Annotated in this window: 13 protein-coding genes and 1 riboswitch; of the genes, 4 read left to right on the top strand and 9 right to left on the bottom strand. The window is 71.5% G+C overall.

What is annotated here, in order from left to right; genetic code table 11:
• Position 1: 1 nt before the first annotated feature.
• Positions 2-760 (top strand): cobalt-precorrin-6A reductase, encoded by a 759-nt coding sequence (locus tag H512_RS0121120; protein WP_026785092.1) that lies wholly within the window; start codon positions 2-4, stop codon positions 758-760.
• Here H512_RS0121120 and cobJ read toward each other — a convergent pair.
• Genes cobJ through cobW form a run of 6 tightly spaced genes read right to left on the bottom strand, consistent with a single transcriptional unit; the run spans position 736 to position 8469 of the window.
• The gene (gene cobJ, locus H512_RS0121125) at positions 736-1503 is read right to left on the bottom strand and encodes a precorrin-3B C(17)-methyltransferase (protein WP_026785093.1); all 768 of its coding nucleotides are present in this window, start codon (positions 1501-1503) and stop codon (positions 736-738) included. The genes H512_RS0121120 and cobJ overlap by 25 nt on opposite strands.
• Positions 1500-2240 carry a precorrin-2 C(20)-methyltransferase gene (locus H512_RS0121130; RefSeq protein WP_026785094.1) on the bottom strand — a complete coding sequence of 247 codons (741 nt, stop codon included), beginning with the start codon at positions 2238-2240 and terminating at the stop codon, positions 1500-1502. The genes cobJ and H512_RS0121130 overlap by 4 nt, the downstream gene beginning before the upstream one ends.
• Positions 2237-2863: a precorrin-8X methylmutase gene (locus tag H512_RS0121135; RefSeq protein ID WP_026785095.1), complete on the bottom strand. Its 627-nt coding sequence runs from the start codon at positions 2861-2863 to the stop codon at positions 2237-2239. Before H512_RS0121135 ends, H512_RS0121130 begins: the two co-directional genes overlap by 4 nt.
• Complete coding sequence (gene cobG, locus H512_RS0121140; protein ID WP_026785096.1) at positions 2860-4077, bottom strand: precorrin-3B synthase; 1218 nt, start codon at positions 4075-4077, stop codon at positions 2860-2862. Before cobG ends, H512_RS0121135 begins: the two co-directional genes overlap by 4 nt.
• Positions 4074-7397 (bottom strand): cobaltochelatase subunit CobN, encoded by a 3324-nt coding sequence (gene cobN / locus H512_RS0121145; RefSeq protein WP_026785097.1) that lies wholly within the window; start codon positions 7395-7397, stop codon positions 4074-4076. Before cobN ends, cobG begins: the two co-directional genes overlap by 4 nt.
• A gap of 22 nt (positions 7398-7419) precedes the next feature.
• The gene (gene cobW / locus H512_RS0121150; RefSeq protein ID WP_026785098.1) at positions 7420-8469 is read right to left on the bottom strand and encodes a cobalamin biosynthesis protein CobW; all 1050 of its coding nucleotides are present in this window, start codon (positions 8467-8469) and stop codon (positions 7420-7422) included.
• Positions 8470-8499: 30 nt separating this feature from the next.
• Positions 8500-8706, bottom strand: a riboswitch (cobalamin riboswitch).
• A gap of 261 nt (positions 8707-8967) precedes the next feature.
• On the opposite strand from cobW, the gene H512_RS25395 reads away from it, so the two are divergent.
• On the top strand, positions 8968-11187 hold the full coding sequence (locus H512_RS25395) for a transglycosylase domain-containing protein (protein WP_036793076.1): 2220 nt from the start codon (positions 8968-8970) through the stop codon (positions 11185-11187).
• A gap of 134 nt (positions 11188-11321) precedes the next feature.
• Here H512_RS25395 and H512_RS0121160 read toward each other — a convergent pair whose 3' ends face one another.
• Both H512_RS0121160 and H512_RS0121165 read right to left on the bottom strand, forming a co-directional pair.
• Positions 11322-12071: a M48 family metallopeptidase gene (locus H512_RS0121160; protein WP_026785099.1), complete on the bottom strand. Its 750-nt coding sequence runs from the start codon at positions 12069-12071 to the stop codon at positions 11322-11324.
• A gap of 117 nt (positions 12072-12188) precedes the next feature.
• Complete coding sequence (locus H512_RS0121165) at positions 12189-12572, bottom strand: DUF2852 domain-containing protein (protein WP_245585476.1); 384 nt, start codon at positions 12570-12572, stop codon at positions 12189-12191.
• A 561-nt stretch (positions 12573-13133) separates the two neighbouring features.
• Between H512_RS0121165 and H512_RS27795 the strand changes: the two genes are divergently transcribed.
• The gene (locus tag H512_RS27795) at positions 13134-13889 is read left to right on the top strand and encodes a cold-shock protein (RefSeq protein ID WP_026785101.1); all 756 of its coding nucleotides are present in this window, start codon (positions 13134-13136) and stop codon (positions 13887-13889) included.
• 144 nt (positions 13890-14033) lie between these two features.
• On the opposite strand, the gene H512_RS0121175 is transcribed toward H512_RS27795, so the two are convergent.
• Positions 14034-14396 carry a cupin domain-containing protein gene (locus H512_RS0121175; RefSeq protein ID WP_036793078.1) on the bottom strand — a complete coding sequence of 121 codons (363 nt, stop codon included), beginning with the start codon at positions 14394-14396 and terminating at the stop codon, positions 14034-14036.
• A 259-nt stretch (positions 14397-14655) separates the two neighbouring features.
• On the opposite strand from H512_RS0121175, the gene H512_RS0121180 reads away from it, so the two are divergent.
• Entirely contained in the window at positions 14656-15498 is an 843-nt protein-coding gene (locus tag H512_RS0121180) for a fumarylacetoacetate hydrolase family protein (RefSeq protein WP_026785103.1), read from the top strand.
• Positions 15499-15503 lie beyond the last annotated feature (5 nt).

Genomic DNA, 15503 nt, shown 5'->3' on the forward strand with positions numbered 1-15503 from the left:
GATGCGCATTCTCGTGCTGGGCGGCACCACCGAGGCGTCGCGCCTCTCCGAGCGGCTGGAAAAGCGGACGGACGTCTGGGCCTTGCTGTCGCTGGCCGGCCGTACCCACGAGCCGGCGGCGCAGGCACTCAACACCCGGGTCGGCGGCTTCGGCGGCATCGACGGCCTTGCCGCCTTTCTGAAGGACCAGCGCATCGACCTCTTGGTCGACGCCACTCATCCCTTCGCCGCCCGCATCTCGGCCAACGCCGTGGCGGCCAGCGAGATGACCGGCGTGCCGCTTCTCCGCTACACCCGCGAGCCGTGGAAGCCGGTGCCGGGCGACCGCTGGATCGAGGTGCCCGACCTCGACGCCGCCTGCGCGGCGCTGGGGCCGGAGCCGAAATGCGTCTTTCTCACCGTCGGCCGGCTCGGCCTGTCGGCCTTCGAGGCGGCGCCGCAGCACCATTATGTCGTCCGCTCGATCGACCCGCCGCGCGAACTCAACCTGCCGGACTACCGGCTGCTCCTGGAACGCGGACCGTTCGACGAGGAATCGCAGGCGCGGCTGATGCAGGCCGAGCGCGTCGAGATCATGGTGACCAAGAATGCCGGCGGCGACGCCACCTACGGCAAGGTGGCCGCTGCCCGCCGCCTCGGCCTGCCGGTGATCATGGTGGCGCCGCCCGAGCCTGTCACGGTGACCACCTATCATGAACTCGACGACCTGATGGCCGACATCGAGGCGCGACTCGCTCACGGCGCCCCTCCCGCCGCCTGACGCGGGCTGAGGATGAAGGGCGCCTGCCCCGGCCGCTCGATCAGCCGGCTGGCCGACGAGCCGATGATCACCAGCGTCGCCATGTCGACGATCGACGGATCGGCGGCGGCGAGCGTGGTGACGACGATCTTCTCGTCGGGCCGGCCGACGGCGCGGGCGAAGGCGACCGGCGTCGAGCCGGCCTTGAGGCGTCCGAGCAGCGCGAAGGCGTCGAAGATGCGGCTGGGCCGCGCCTTGGAGGCGGGATTGTAGAGGGCGATGACGAAGTCGCCGTCGGCCGCCGCCCGAAGCCGCTTCTCGACCAGCGACCAGGGTTTGAGGTTGTCGGACAGCGAGATGACGCAGAAGTCGTGGCCGAGCGGCGCCCCCAGCCGGGCCGCCGCCGCCTGCATGGCCGAGACGCCGGGCATCACCGTCACCGGCAGGGCATGGGCGCTCTCGTCGCCTTCGATCGCCTCGACGACCGCCGCCGCCATGGCGAACACGCCGGGATCGCCGCCGGATACCACGGCGACCACCCGGCCGGCGCGGGCGAGAGCGATGGCGAGCCGCGCCCGGTCGAGTTCGACGCGGTTGTCGCTGCCGTGCCGCCGCTGGCCGGGGCGCTCGGGGCAGCGGGCGAGATAGGGCGCATAGCCCACGAGGTCGGTGGCCCGCTCGAGGGCGGCGCTGGCCTCCGGCGTCCGCCAGTGGTCGGGGCCGGGGCCGAGGCCGACGACAAGAATCTCGCCCGTGGCGCTCATGGCCGCCGGCCCTCGCCGCCGATCAGCACCAGCGAGAAATAGGGCGAGGCGTCGTCGATCTTGTCGGCGAGAGGCAGCACGGCTTCGCCGTCCATCGAGCCGCGCTCGATGTAGACGGCGCGCGCCGTGAGGCCGGCCCGCGCGATGGCCCGCCGGACCTTCGGGAAGTTGGAGCCGAGCTTCATGATCACCGCCGCGTCGGTGCCTTTGAGGCGGGCGACGAGATCGTCCTCGGACAGCGTGCCCGGCAGCACGGCGAGCACGTCGTCGCCCCAGGTCATCGGCAGGCCGGCCGCCGCGGCACAGCCGGAGAAGCCGGTGACGCCGGGCGTGATGCGCACGGCAAAGCGATCCTTCAGACGGATGTAGAGGTGCATGAACGAGCCGTAGAACAACGGGTCGCCCTCGGCGATCAGCACCACGTCGCGGCCGGCCGACAGGCGCTCGGCCAGCGCCTCGGCCGCCGCCTCGTAGAAGCTGCCCACCTCGCGCACGTAGAGCGGATCGGCAAAGCTCATCTCGGTGGTGAGCGGATAGTGGAGCGGCAGTTCCTCGGTGCCCGGCCGCACATAGGGCTCGACGATGGTGCGGGCGTGGCCGCGCCGGCCCTTCTTGGCGAAATAGGCGAGCACCGGCGCCGCGCCGATCAGCCGCGCCGCGCGGATGGTGACCAGCTCGGCATCGCCGGGACCGACGCCGACGCCATGCAGCGTGCCGGGAGAGACGAGGGCGGTCATTCGCGGTCGCTCGCCAGCGCGTTGACGGCGGCGGCGGCCATGGCCGAACCGCCGCGGCGGCCGCGCACCGCGATATAGGGCACGCGGCCGTCCGATATCAGCGCCTCCTTGGACTCGGCCGCGCCGACGAAGCCGACCGGCATGCCGATCACCACGGCCGGCCGGGGAGCGCCGGCATCGAGCATTTCGAGGAGGTGGAACAGGGCGGTCGGCGCGTTGCCGAAGGCGACGACGGCGCCCTTGAGGCGATCGCCCCACAGCATCATCGCGGCGGCGGTGCGGGTGTTGCCGACGGCGAGCGCCAGCGTCGGCACGGACGGGTCGTCGAGGGTGCAGATCACCTCGTTGGCAGCCGGCAGGCGGGCGCGGGTGACGCCGTTGGCCACCATGCGCGAATCGCAGATCACCGGCGCGCCGGCTTCGAGCGCCGTTTTCGCCGCCGCCACGGCGCCGGGGGCAAAGGCGATGTCGGCGGCGACCTCGACCATGCCGGCGGCATGGATGATGCGGACGGCGACCTTCTCCTCGTCGGGCGGGAAGCGGGCGAGGTCGGCCTCGGCGCGGATGATGGCGAAGGAGCGGCGATAGATCTCGGCGCCGTCGCGGATGTAGTCGTAGGTCATCGGATGAGCATTCCCGAACGGAGGACGGCCTCGACCGCCTCGGGGTTGAGGCCGGCGAGGCGCGGGGCGTCCCTTGGCCTGCCCTCTAGCACGAGGTCCAAGGCGCCGTCACGGCCGACCAGCGTCACGGCGTGAGCGGCGGAACTGGCGCAGCCCTTGTCGCAGCCGGAAACGTGCAGCCAGACGTCGCCGGCGGCCGGATTCAGCACCGCGAGGCGGCGGGCGAGATCACGCGTCTCGATCGCCGCCGAGGCGCAGGCCGGCGCGCCGGGGCAGGCGGCGACGAAGCGGAGGGGATCGGCGGGCCGGATGATGAAGCCGGCTTCGGCAAGTCGCGGCAGGATGGCCGCCGGCGCGCCCGGCAGCAGCACCGCCCGGAACGGAGTGAGGCGCAAGTCGATGGCGGCGAGGTCGGCGAGCAGACGCAGTTGATCGGCGGTCAGCCGACCGAAGGGCAGACCGACGCCGACATGGGTCGCGAAGGCGCCGATGAGAGGAGCGGCGTCGCGGGACGGCGGCGGGATTTCGACGGGCGCAAGATCGGCGGCGGCGAAGACGGCGTCGGCGCCGAGACGGGCGACCAGCGCCGCCATGCGGCGCGGTGGCGGATCGAGGCGCGGCGCGAGGTTGAGAAAGGCGCGAGCGAGGCGCAGGCTGGCGGAAACGGCTTCCCCGGCCGGCACCGTCGCCGCACCGGCGTCGCCGTCGAGCGAGATCAGCACCACCTCCCGCGTCAGTCGCAGCCGCACGTCGGCCGGCACCTCGGCGAGGCCGAAGCGGCCGCCATCGTCGACGGAGAAACCGAACTTGGCCGGCAGGACGCGCAGCGCTTCATCGGCAACCAGCGCCCCTTCCAGCGCCCGCGCCAGCGCGAAGGCGTCGCCTGCGGCCGTGTCGTCGCGGTCGGACAGCGGCGAGGCGACGACGTTGCGGATGGCCTCGGCGCCGGCGTCGGCGTCGACAAGGCCGAGGACGGCCAATTCAGCGAGGGTGGCAGCGAGACTGTCGTCGCGGAGCCCGCGCAGTTGCAGACCGCCGCGCCGGCCGAGGTCGATCTCGCCGTTGCCGCAGTTAGCGGCGAGGTCGGCGATGGCACGCGCCCTGTCGGACGACAGGCGGCCGCCGGTGATCCTGAGGCGCAGGATCAGGCCGTCGCCGCTCCGCATCGGACGACGGGCGCCCGGACACCAGCCGCGAACCGCCGAATCGCTCATTTGAGGCGGGCCTCCGTGTCGGCGAGCCGGGCGGCCACCGAGTTGCGGCGGACCACCCAGGCGCCGCGGTCGATCACCGTTCTGAGGCGGAGGAGGGCGTCGCGGGTCGCCGCCGGGTTGGCGTCGATCAGGAAGTCGCGCACCCGATCGTCGGCGAAGGTGGCATCGAACAGCCGGTCGAAATGCCTGGCGTCGACCATGTCGGACAGCGCGGCGAAGGCGCAGAGGTTGGCGATGCCCTCGCAGATCTCGGCGGCGCCGCGATGGCCGTGGCGCATCTGGCCGGCGATCCAGCGCGGGTTGGCGGCGCGGCCGTGGACGATGCGGGCGATCTCCTCCCTGAGAGTGCGGGCTTTCGGCGTCTCGCCGGTGGCATCGACGTGGTAGAGCGCCGCCTTGCCGCCCAGCGCCTCGGCGGCCGCCGCGAAGCCGCCCTCATGGGTCGGGAAGGCATCGTTGGAGAGAAGGTCCTGGCCGTCGAGATCCTGCACGTGGACGAAGGCGTCGGCGGTCCGGACGCGCGCCGCGAAGCCCGGCCGGTCGGGCCGGTCCTCGTCGTTGCCATAGGCATGGCCGGAGGCGGCGAGGTAGGCGCCGGCGAGGCTTGCCCGGTCGGCGGCTAGATCGTCGGGCGTCATCTCGCCGAGGCCGCTGCCGAAGGCGCCGGGCGCCGCGCCGTAGACGCGGGACGGCGTCGCCTCGCCCAGCGCTGCGAGCGGGTTGGTCTCGGCGTCCTCGTCAAGGGCGGCCACCGCCTTCACCGCCTCGGCGAACAGGGCGATCTGGCCGGGAAAGACGTCGCGGTAGAGGCCGGAGACGCGCAGCGTCACATCGACGCGCGGCCGGCCGAGCCGGGCGGCGGCCAGCACGGTGAAGCCGGAGACGCGGCCGGAGGCGGCATCCCAGGTCGGCCGGACGCCGATCAGCGCCAGGGCTTGGGCGATGTCGTCGCCGCCGGTGCGCATCGACGCCGAGGCCCAGACGTCGAGCACGATGGATTTCGGCCAGTCGCCGTGGTCCTCGACATAGCGGGCGACCACCTCCTCGGCGGTGCGGGCGCCGATCTCCATGGCGGTGCGGGTCGGGACAGTGCGCGGGTCGACGGCGTAGAGGTTGCGCCCCGTCGGCAGCACGTCGAGCCGCTTCGGCCCCGGCGCGCCGGATGGGCCGGGCGCCACGCGCCGGCCGTCGAGGGCGGCGAGGAGGCCGGTGCGCTCGGCCTCGGCCGAAGCGAGGAAGGCGCCGGCCGCCGAGACGTCGCCGCCGAGCGCCGCGAGATGGGCGGCGACGCGCGCTTGGTCGGGCGGGCGGCCGAAGACGTGCAGGCCGTCGGCGATGCGCATGTCCTTGACGTCGCAGATCCAGGCGTCCAGCCGGGCCAGCTTGTCGGCCGGATCGAGGTCCGAGGACAGGCCGGCCGCCTCGGCGATGCCGGCCGCCTCGGCCTTGTCGATGAGGAGGGCGGCAAGGTGTTTGGCCCGCCGCGGGTCGAGCGCCTGGGCCGATGCGAATTCGTCGACCAGCATCTCGATGTCGGCGATGTCGCCGTGGGCGCCGGCCCGGGTCAGCGGCGGCGTCAGATGGCCGAGCGTCACGGCGGCGATGCGCCGCCGCGCCTGCGCCGCCTCGCCGGGATTGTTGACGATGAAGGGATAGACGATCGGCAGGCCGTCCGACAGCGCCGCCGGCCCGCAGGCCGGGGACAGGCCGGCCGCCTTGCCCGGCAGCCATTCCAGCGTGCCGTGGGTGCCGAGGTGGATCATCGCGTGGGCGCCGAAGCCGTGGCGCAGCCAGAGATAGAAGGCGGCATAGGCGTGGCGGGGCGGCAGGGCGGGATCGTGGTGGTCGGCGGCGCGGCTGTCCGGCCGGCCGCGATCGGGCTGCACGGCGACGACGAGATTGCCGGCGATCGTCGCGGCGAGGCGAAAAGTGTCGTCCATCAGACATGGATCGGCCTCGGGTTCGCCCCATGCAGCGGTGATCGCGGCGCGCAGCGGCTCCGGCAGGCCGGCGAACCAGCGGCGATAGTCGGCGAGCGGGACGTCGATGACGGTCTCGCCGCTTTCCAGCGCGGCGATCAGCGCCTTTTCATCCGGCAGCGGCCCGACGCCGTAGCCGGCGGCGCGCAGGTCGTCGGCGACGGCGACCAGCGAGGCCGGGCCGTCGAGGCCGACGGCATAGGCAGTGCGGCCGCCCTTGCCGGAATAGTTGGACAAGACGAGGCCGAGCCGCCGTTCGGCGCGCGGCGTCCGCCTGAGCCGCGTCCAGCCGCTGGCCAGGCGGACCAGGCGGGCGATGCCGCCGTCGTCCGGCTGGTGGCGGATCGGCGTATATTCCAGCGCCTCGGCCCGTGCGGCCGGCGCCTTGAAGCTGATCACCGGCCCGTCGAGGCGGCCGTCGACCTCCGGCAGCACGACGCTCATGGCGAGGTCGGCGGCCGACAGGCCGCGCGGCGATGCCGCCCAGGCGTCGCGCGACAGGGTGGACAGCGGCGCCTGGATCACCGGGATGTCGGCGGCGTCGAGCACCGTCGAGCCGTCGTCACGGCGGGCCGAGAAGGCGGTGCAGTTGACGATCACCTCCGGCTGGAAGGAGGCGATCGCCTCGGCCAGCGGACCGGCCGCCGCCGGGTCCTTCAGCGAGGTGACCCAGACCGTCAGTACGGAAAAGCCGCTGGCGGCCAGCGCCCCGGACACTGCCTCGAGCGGCGCCGCGTCGCCGGCGTTGACCAAGGCACGGTAGCCGACGACCAGCGCCCGCCGGTCGCCGTCGCCGGCCTCGGACAGCACGCCGAAGGCCGGCTGCGGCGCCGGCTCGGCCCAGGTCGCGGCGTGGCCCAGCCGGGCGGCGATATAGGCGAGTGCCGAAGCGACATTGTCAGGACCGCCGAAGCCGAACCAGCGCGTCAGGCGGTCGAGGTCGGCGGCCGGCAGCGTCGAGGCTTCGACAAGGCGCGGATCGGGACTGGTATCGCCGGGGATCAGCGCCAGATCGATGCCCTTCGATCGCGCCAGCATGGACAATTCGTCGACGCCGTAGCGCCAGTAGTCGGCGCCGCCGAGGAGCCGCACCAGCACGAAGCGGGCCTTGGCCGCCACCTTCTCGAGATAGAGATCAACCGAATAGGGGTGGCGCAGCGCGGCCAGCGAGGCAAGCCGCAGGCTCGGCGCGTCGGGGCCGAGCCGGTCGTGCACGGCGGCGACGAGGCCGAGGTCGCTGTCGGAGAAGGACAGCACCACCACCTCGGCCGGGCTCTGGCCGAGATCGACTGCCGCGACCGAATCGTCGAGGGAACGGATCTGTTCGGCCAGGATGTGCAAGCCATCCTCCCCGTTTCGAGGATCAGGCGAGGGCGGCGCGGACGGCTGCCTCGTCGACGCCCTTCTCGGCGATCACCACCAGCTTGCCACGGCGCGGCGCGCCGGCCGGCCAGGGCCGGTCGAAGGCATGGCGGAAGCGGTTGCCCACCCCCTGCACCAGGAGGCGCATCGGCTTGCCGGCGATCTCGACGAAACCCTTGACGCGCAGGATGTCGTGCGCCTCGACCACCGCCCGCAGGCGGTCGACCAGGCTGTCGGGATCGGTCGCCGCGCCGATGTCGACGGCGAAGGTGGAGAAATCGTCGTGGTCGTGCTCGCCCAGGCCGTCGTGGTGGCTCGGGCGGGCGGCGAGGTCGTCCTCGGCGGCGGCGGCAATGCCGAGCAGCACCTCCGGCGCGATCACCCCTTCCGAGGTCGGCAACAGGCGCACCGCTCTCGGCAACGCCGTGGCGATGCCGCCGGCCACCCGGTCGAGTTCGTCGGGCGTCAACAGGTCGGCCTTGTTGAGCACCACCAGGTCGGCGGCCAGCAACTGGTCCTCGTAGACCTCCTCCAGCGGGTTGTCGTGGTCGACGGACGGGTCGTCCCGCCGCGCGGCCAGCACCGCCTCGGGGTCGTCGGCGAAACGGCCGGCCGCCACGGCGGCGGCGTCGACCACCGCCACCACGCCGTCAACGGTGAGGCGGGCGCGCACGTCCGGCCAGTCGAAGGCCTTGATCAGCGGCTTGGGGAGGGCAAGGCCGGAGGTCTCGACGATGATGTGGTCGGGCTGGCGGGCACCGGCCGTCAGCGCCTCGATGGCCGGCAGGAAATCGTCGGCGACGGTGCAGCAGAGGCAGCCGTTGGCCAGCTCGACGATCGCCTCCTCCGGGCAGTCGGCGGCGCCGCAGGATTTCAGGATGTCACCGTCGACGCCGACGTCGCCGAACTCGTTGACGATCAGGGCGAGGCGGCGGCCGGTGGCCCGCTCGATCACATGGCGGATCAGCGTCGTCTTGCCCGAGCCCAGGAAGCCGGTGACGATGGTGACGGGAATCTTCGAGCGGCCGGCAGCGGCCGGGGGAAACGTCATGATCGGGTCCTTTCCCGCCCCACCGGCGGTGTCGACGTTGGCGCGGCGGCAGGTCTCCTGGCTCGCGGTTCGCCGCCGGATACGGCCTTCCCGGTCTTCCGACCAGTGGCGCGGAGGCATCCGGCTCGCCGCTGACAGTTGCGGGGGCAGCCGCGGCTCGCCGGGCTCTCCCCGGTTCCCGCGTTCCCTCTTTCGCCCTCCTCCTCGGGAGGAAGGACCGTCGCGCCCGGCCATTTGCAGCGCGTTGCAAGTCAAAGTCAACCGAGGGATGGACTTGCCGCCTCGGGCGCCGGCGGGCATCCCGTCTTTTTTCAAGACAGCCGGAGGTCCGGAGGTGGAACCTCCGGATGGGTCCGGGCGATAGCCCGGCTTGCGACGCCGGGGCGAACGCTCAACGGCTTCGGGCTGGCAGCCGTCATCCTTTACGCCCCCTTAAACCGCCGCATTTAGGGTGGATCGGATGTTCCACGGGCCGATGGGCGAAGGTGACGGCGGACGATGCGGAGCGACAGGCGGAACCAGAAGCGCGAGCGGGCCGAACCGACATTCGAGGCGCCGTCGCGCGAGGGCGACCTCTCGGCACGCGACGGCGACCGCTTCACGCCACCGAGGAGCCTGCCCAATTCGCGCAGCGGCCGGCCGCGCTCCGAACGGGTCGAGCCGCGCTTCACCGGCGAAGAGGGCGAGGAGGCGGAGATGACCGACGAGCCGCAGCGCCGCCGCAAATCCTCCGGCCGCCGGCGCAAGGCGAGCCGCCGCTCGGGCATGGGCCTTGTCGGCCGCCTCGTCTACTGGGGCGCCGTGCTTTGCATCTGGGGGCTGATCGGCGTTGCCGGCGTCATCGGCTACACCGTCGCCACCATGCCGCAGATCGACGACTGGAAGGTGCCGGCCCGGCCGCCCAACGTCGAGATCGTCGACGCCTCCGGCACGATCATCGCCAACCGCGGCGACACCGGCGGCGAGGAGGTGGCGCTCAGGGACATGTCGCCCTTCCTGCCCGAGGCGGTGATCGCCGTCGAGGACCGCCGCTTCCGCTACCACTTCGGCGTCGACCCGATCGGCCTGTCGCGGGCGCTCGTCACCAACCTCCTGTCGCATTCGGTGGTGCAGGGCGGCTCGACGCTGACCCAGCAATTGGCCAAGAACCTGTTCCTGCAACCCAACCGCACGCTGGAACGCAAGCTGCAGGAGGCGGTGCTCGCCCTGTGGCTGGAATGGCGCTTCTCCAAGGACCAGATCCTTGAGATGTATCTCAACCGCGTCTACCTCGGCGCCGGCGCCTATGGCGTCGACGCGGCGTCGCGGCGCTATTTCGGCAAGTCGGCGCGCGAGGTGAACCTCGCCGAGGCCGCCACCATCGCCGGGCTCCTCAAGGCGCCGTCGCGCTACGCGCCGACCAACTCGCCGGAGCTGGCCGCCGAGCGCGCCAAGGTGGTGCTGGCCGCCATGGTCGACGAAGGCTATGTCAGCGCCGCCGAGGCGGCCAAGGCGACCGCCGTCGGCGCGCCGCCCTCGCCGGCCCGCAACGGCTCGGCCGCCAACTATGTCGCCGACTGGGTGATGGACCTCCTGCCCGGCTACGTTGCCCGCTACCGCCAAGACATCGTGGTGACCACCACCATCGACGCCCGCCTGCAGGCGGCGGCGGAAACGGCGGTGCGCACGACGCTCGACAAGGAAGGCGTCAAGTACAAGGCGAGCCAGGGCGCGCTGGTTGCCGTCGACAACGACGGCGCCGTCAAGGCGCTGGTCGGCGGCCGCGACTACGCGACGAGCCAGTTCGACCGGGCGATCGAGGCGCGACGCCAGCCCGGTTCGGCCTTCAAGCCCTTCGTCTATCTCACCGCCGTCGAGCACGGCTACACGCCCGATTCGATCGTCGTCGACGAGCCGGTCAGCATCAACGGCTGGTCGCCCAGGAATTACGAGAACGAGTATCTCGGTCCGGTGACGCTGACCACGGCGCTCGCCCGCTCGCTCAACACGGTGGCCGCCCGCCTCACCGCCCTGCTCGGGCCGGCCAACGTGGTGCAGACCGCCCGCCGGGTCGGCATCGTCAGCCAGCTCCACGACAACCCGTCGATCGCCCTCGGTACCGGCGAGGTGACCCCGCTGGAGATCACCGCCGCCTACGTGCCGTTCGCCAACGGCGGCTGGGGCATCATCCCCTATCTCGTCGAGGACATCCGCACCAAGGACGGCAAGGTGCTGTTCCACCGCCAGGGCTCCGGTCCGGGGCGGGTGATCTCCGACGTCGCCGTCGGCACCATGAACCGCATGCTGTCGGCGGTGGTCACCGACGGCACCGGGCAGAAGGCGCTGCTTTCCGACCGGCCGGCGGCCGGCAAGACCGGCACCAGCCAGGATTTCCGCGACGCCTGGTTCATCGGCTACGTCAACGGCCTGACCGCCGGCGTCTGGCTCGGCAACGACGACAATTCGCCCACGAAGAAGGCGACCGGCGGCGCGCTGACGGCGCTGACCTGGAACCGCTTCATGATCGAGGCGGTGCGCGGCCTGCCGGCCCGGCCGCTGCCGGGCGTCGAGCTGGTGCCGCCGCCGCAGAATGTCGGCACCAGCTTCGCCGACACGGACGGCCTGCCGATGCAGGGACCGCAATTGCCGGGCGCCCAGCCGATGCCGCCGGCCGACATCCCGGTGACCGAGGCCAGCCCCGAGGAAAAGGGGCTGCTGCAAAGACTGTTCGGCAACTGAGGCTTTCTTCCGCGCTGGGCATTCCGCCCTGTCGGACGGAATTGCCGGCGGCTGTGCCCCGACCGGCCGTCGCCCGTCCGGGCTCGCCTTGGCCGAGGAGATTCCGGGAGGCCGGACCTCTGTCGGCTCGTGGCTTACGGCACGCGATGCAGGGCGTTGCCATTCGCCTTCAGCCAGGCCTTGGCGGCGGCGGTCGCCGGGCACAGCCTTTCGCAGAGCGCCCAGAAGCGGTCGGAATGGTTCATCTCGCGGAGATGGGCCACCTCGTGGGCGGCGACATAGTCGAGCACGAAGGGCGGCGCCATGACGAGCCGCCAGGAGAAGGCCAGCTCGCCCTTCGGCGACGCCGAGCCCCAGCGCGAGGCGGTGTCCTTCAGGCGGATCGCCGTCGGCCTGACGCCGAGCGTGCCCGCGTGCGCGGCAACGGCGGCGGCAAGGTCGGCGCGCGCCTCCCTTTTCAGGAAATCGGCGAGGCGGCGGCGGACGTGCGGCGCCTCGCCGGGCACCTCGATCGCCGGCCCGTCGTCCTCGACGAGCAGGCGGACGCGGCCACGCGGCGAACCGGTGGAGACGACGCGATGCACGACGCCGCGGATCGCCAGTTCGGCCGGCACCTCCGGCACCGCGGCCCGGGCGGCCAGCCGCTCGGCGATCCAGGCGGCATGGCCGGCGACGAAGGCCTTGGCGGCGGCGAGCGAGCCGCGCCGGGGTATGGTGACGACGGCCCCGTCGCCCTTGCGGTCGAGGCGCAGCACGTAGCGGCGGGCGCGGACGTTCCGCCGCACCGTTACCTCCACCATGCGGTCGCCGGCGAGGATCGGGAAGCTCGACGGCGCCGAGCGCTGGCGCTCGGGCGGCCGCAGGAAAGGCAGGCGAATCGGCATGGGGGAAGTCTAGCGGCGCCGCCGGGCACGAAAAAGCCCCCGCGCCTCAGAGCGCGGGGGCCTCATGGCCTGCCGGTCGTGGAGGGACCCGGATCAGACCCCGATCGGGACGCCGGGTCAGCTGGCCGGGTTGCGGCTCGCCTTGAAGCGGTCGAACTCTTCCTGATCCTTAGCGCGGCGCAGGTTGGCGAGGAACTCGTCGAACTCGTCGCGCATCCGGTCAAGCGCGGCGCGCTCTTCCTCGAGGCGCTTCAGCTCGGCCTCGCGATAGGCGTCGAAGGCGGTGTTGCCGGTGGCGCCGGCGCGGTAGTTACGGAAACCGCCGCGCTCGAAGCCGGCCCGGCGGGCGGCGCGCTCGAGGTCAGGGCGAAGGTCGTTCCAGCGGGCGCGCATGCGATCCCCCCAAAGTATATAGGCAAGTACAGCGAGGCCGATCGGCCAGAAGATCACGAAGCCGACGATCATCGCTGCGATGGACAGCGGATGAAAGCCGGGCCTCATCACGCAGCTTCTCATTCTTCTTCCCTTTCCGAGTGTTCCTTCGAGGTTCCGGGCAACGATATCGAAGTGGCCCCGTCCTCCCCCGCCTTCAAGGGCGGTGGAGGACTTTTTTGGACAGCTGTCCGGAAAGGTTCTAATCTTGCGGCGGAGCGCCGCGCCGCGGCTCCGGCGATTCGATCAGCCGGCCGGCCGCCGCCCGGCGGTGCCGGATGTCTTGCTGTCCGGCCGGCGTAGCGCCGGCCCGGTCGATTCGATGTGTAGTCGCGACTTTTGGCGGCGCACAGGGTGCGTCAAGCACGTAAAAAAACGCAAAAAATGACCGTCGGGGCGCCTTCGGCGCGATTTTCAAGCAGCAAAAACCCCAATATCTGTGATAAGACTGGGGGCGGAGCGGTTCTGAAGTGCGGGCGGGCTGGCAAGTCGTTGCCGAGGCGAAGGCGCGGCATGCCGGATAAACGACGAATTCTGCGGTGGAATAGCTCTCTAGAAACAAACTGGCTCGATGCAGCTCTCCGCGGGCATCGGTCTGGAGCTATATTTTGGCGGAGATGAGAAGACAGAATGGGTAAGGGTAAGGACTTCCGCCCGCCGCGGCGGCGTGGCGGATTTGATGACGACATGATGCCGTCGTTCGACATTCGTCCCGAACGGCCGGCGCGCAGCTTCGGCGGCCCGTCGCCGTATGATAGCGCCCCGCCGTCCGGCCCGGTGGTCGAGGCGACGGTATCCTGGTTCAACCCGGAAAAGGGTTTCGGCTTCACCGCGCTCACCGACGGTTCGGGCGACGCCTTCCTGCACATCGGCCAGTTGCAGGCAGTCGGCCGCGACAGCGTGCCGCCCGGCGCCACGCTGAAGGTGCAGGTGGCGCAGGGCGCCAAGGGCAAGCAGGTCGTCAAGGTGCTTGAGGTCGATGAGACGACCGCGACGCCGCAGGCGCCGCGCGGGCCCCGTCCCGGCGCTCCTCGTCCCGGCGGCTTCGGCGATCGTGGCGGCTTCGGCGGTGATCGTGGCGGCTTCGGCGGCGGCGATCGCGGCGGCTTTGGTGGTGGCGGCGGTGGCTTCGGCGCCCCGCGCCCGCCGCGCCGGTCGGTCGACACGTCGTCGGCGACGCCGCTCGACGGCACCGTCAAGTGGTTCAATCCCGAGAAGGGCTTCGGCTTCGTGGCCGGCGAGGATGGCGGCAAGGACGTGTTCGTCCACATCTCCGTCCTGCAGTCGGCCGGCATGGGTCCGCTGACCGACGGCCAGCGCGTCGCCATGAAGATCGTCGAGACCCCCAAGGGACGCGAAGCGGTCGAGATCAGCCTGCTCGACTGATTATCGCGAGCAGCGACAGCATAAGGGCGGCGGCATCGAGCCGCCGCCCGGTTTCCATTTGTGCAAGATGTCAGGCGCCGGCCGGCGGATCGTCCCGGTGCCGGCCGCCCGAGAGCGCCGCTTGCGGCTCAATGCCGGCTCCGATCACGGCATGCGCACCACGAACAGCTTGCGCGTCGTCTCCACCACCTCCCAGATGCCCGAGAAGCCCGGCCGCAGGATGAAGCTGTCGCCGGTCCTCAGCACGCGCGGCGCTTCCTTGCCGGTCTCGTGGACGATGGAGATGCCGGAGACGATGGAGCAGTACTCCCATTCGTCATAGGCGACGCGCCAGGCGCCGGGCGTCGATTCCCAGACGCCGGCATAAAGCTTCTCCGCCGCCCGCTCCTCGACCAGCCAGGTCCGGCTGCGCGGATTGCCCTTGATGACGCGATCGGGGTCGGGGCCGCCATCCTCCGGCTCGATGGCAGCGAGATCGAAGCCCAGGAACAGTGCATCGTCTTCCATGGCGGATCTCTCCCTGTTCGGTGCGATCCCGGCGGCGGCTGCCGGCCCCGCCAAGACTAGCGGAAAACGGCGGAGGCAGGACCCAGACGAAGGTTGCATAACATCACAATCTCCCGCCTCGCCGCGGCCCAGAAGGCGGTCCCGCCGGGCGACGATGCGCATCGGCAGCAAGCCCGTCCCGTTGCCCGGGCGGAAAAGGCTCACCCTTTGCCGGAAATTGCCGTAGAAACGGACATCGCTTCTTTCCGGGACGCTTCTCATGAAACTGATCCGCCATGGCGCCGCCGGCGCCGAAAAGCCGGGCCTCGTCGATGCCGCCGGCCGCTGCCGCGACCTGTCGGCTCATGTCACCGACTTCGCCGGGCCGGCGCTGTCGAAGACCGCGCTGGCGACGCTTGCCGGTATCGACCCCCAAACCCTGCCGCTGGTGCCGGAGGGCACGCGGCTCGGGCCGCCGGTGGCCGGCACGCGCAACTTCATCGCCGTCGGCATGAACTACGCCGACCACGCCGCCGAGACCGGCGGCACGGTGCCGCGCGAGCCGCTGCTGTTCAGCAAGGCACCCAACTGCATTTCGGGGCCTTATGACGACATCCTGATCCCGCCGGGCGCCGCCAAGCTCGACTGGGAGGTGGAACTCGCCGTGGTGATCGGCGACACCGCCTGGCAGGTCGACGAGGCGCATGCCTTCGACCACGTCGCCGGCTTCGTGCTGTGCAACGACGTCTCCGAGCGGGCCTTCCAGATGGAGGGCACGGGGCAGTGGCTGAAGGGCAAGAGCGCCCCCACCTTCGGGCCGCTCGGCCCCTGGCTGGTGACGCCGGACGAGATCGCCGATGTGCAGAAGCTTTCCATGGAACTCGACCTCAACGGCGCGCCGCGCCAGCGCGGCAACACCGCCACCATGGTGTTCGGCGTCCGCATGCTGGTCGCCTACATATCGCGCTTCCTGCGGCTCGATCCGGGCGACGTCATCACCACCGGCACGCCGCCGGGCGTCGGCATGGGCCGCAAGCCGCCGGAATTCCTGAAGGCCGGCGACCTCATGCGCCTCAGCGTCGAGGGGCTCGGAGAGCAGCGCTGCCGCGTTTCCGCCGGCTGACGTTG

Source organism: Pleomorphomonas koreensis DSM 23070 (assembly GCF_000425185.1).
Classification (GTDB): Bacteria; Pseudomonadota; Alphaproteobacteria; order Rhizobiales; family Pleomorphomonadaceae; genus Pleomorphomonas; species Pleomorphomonas koreensis.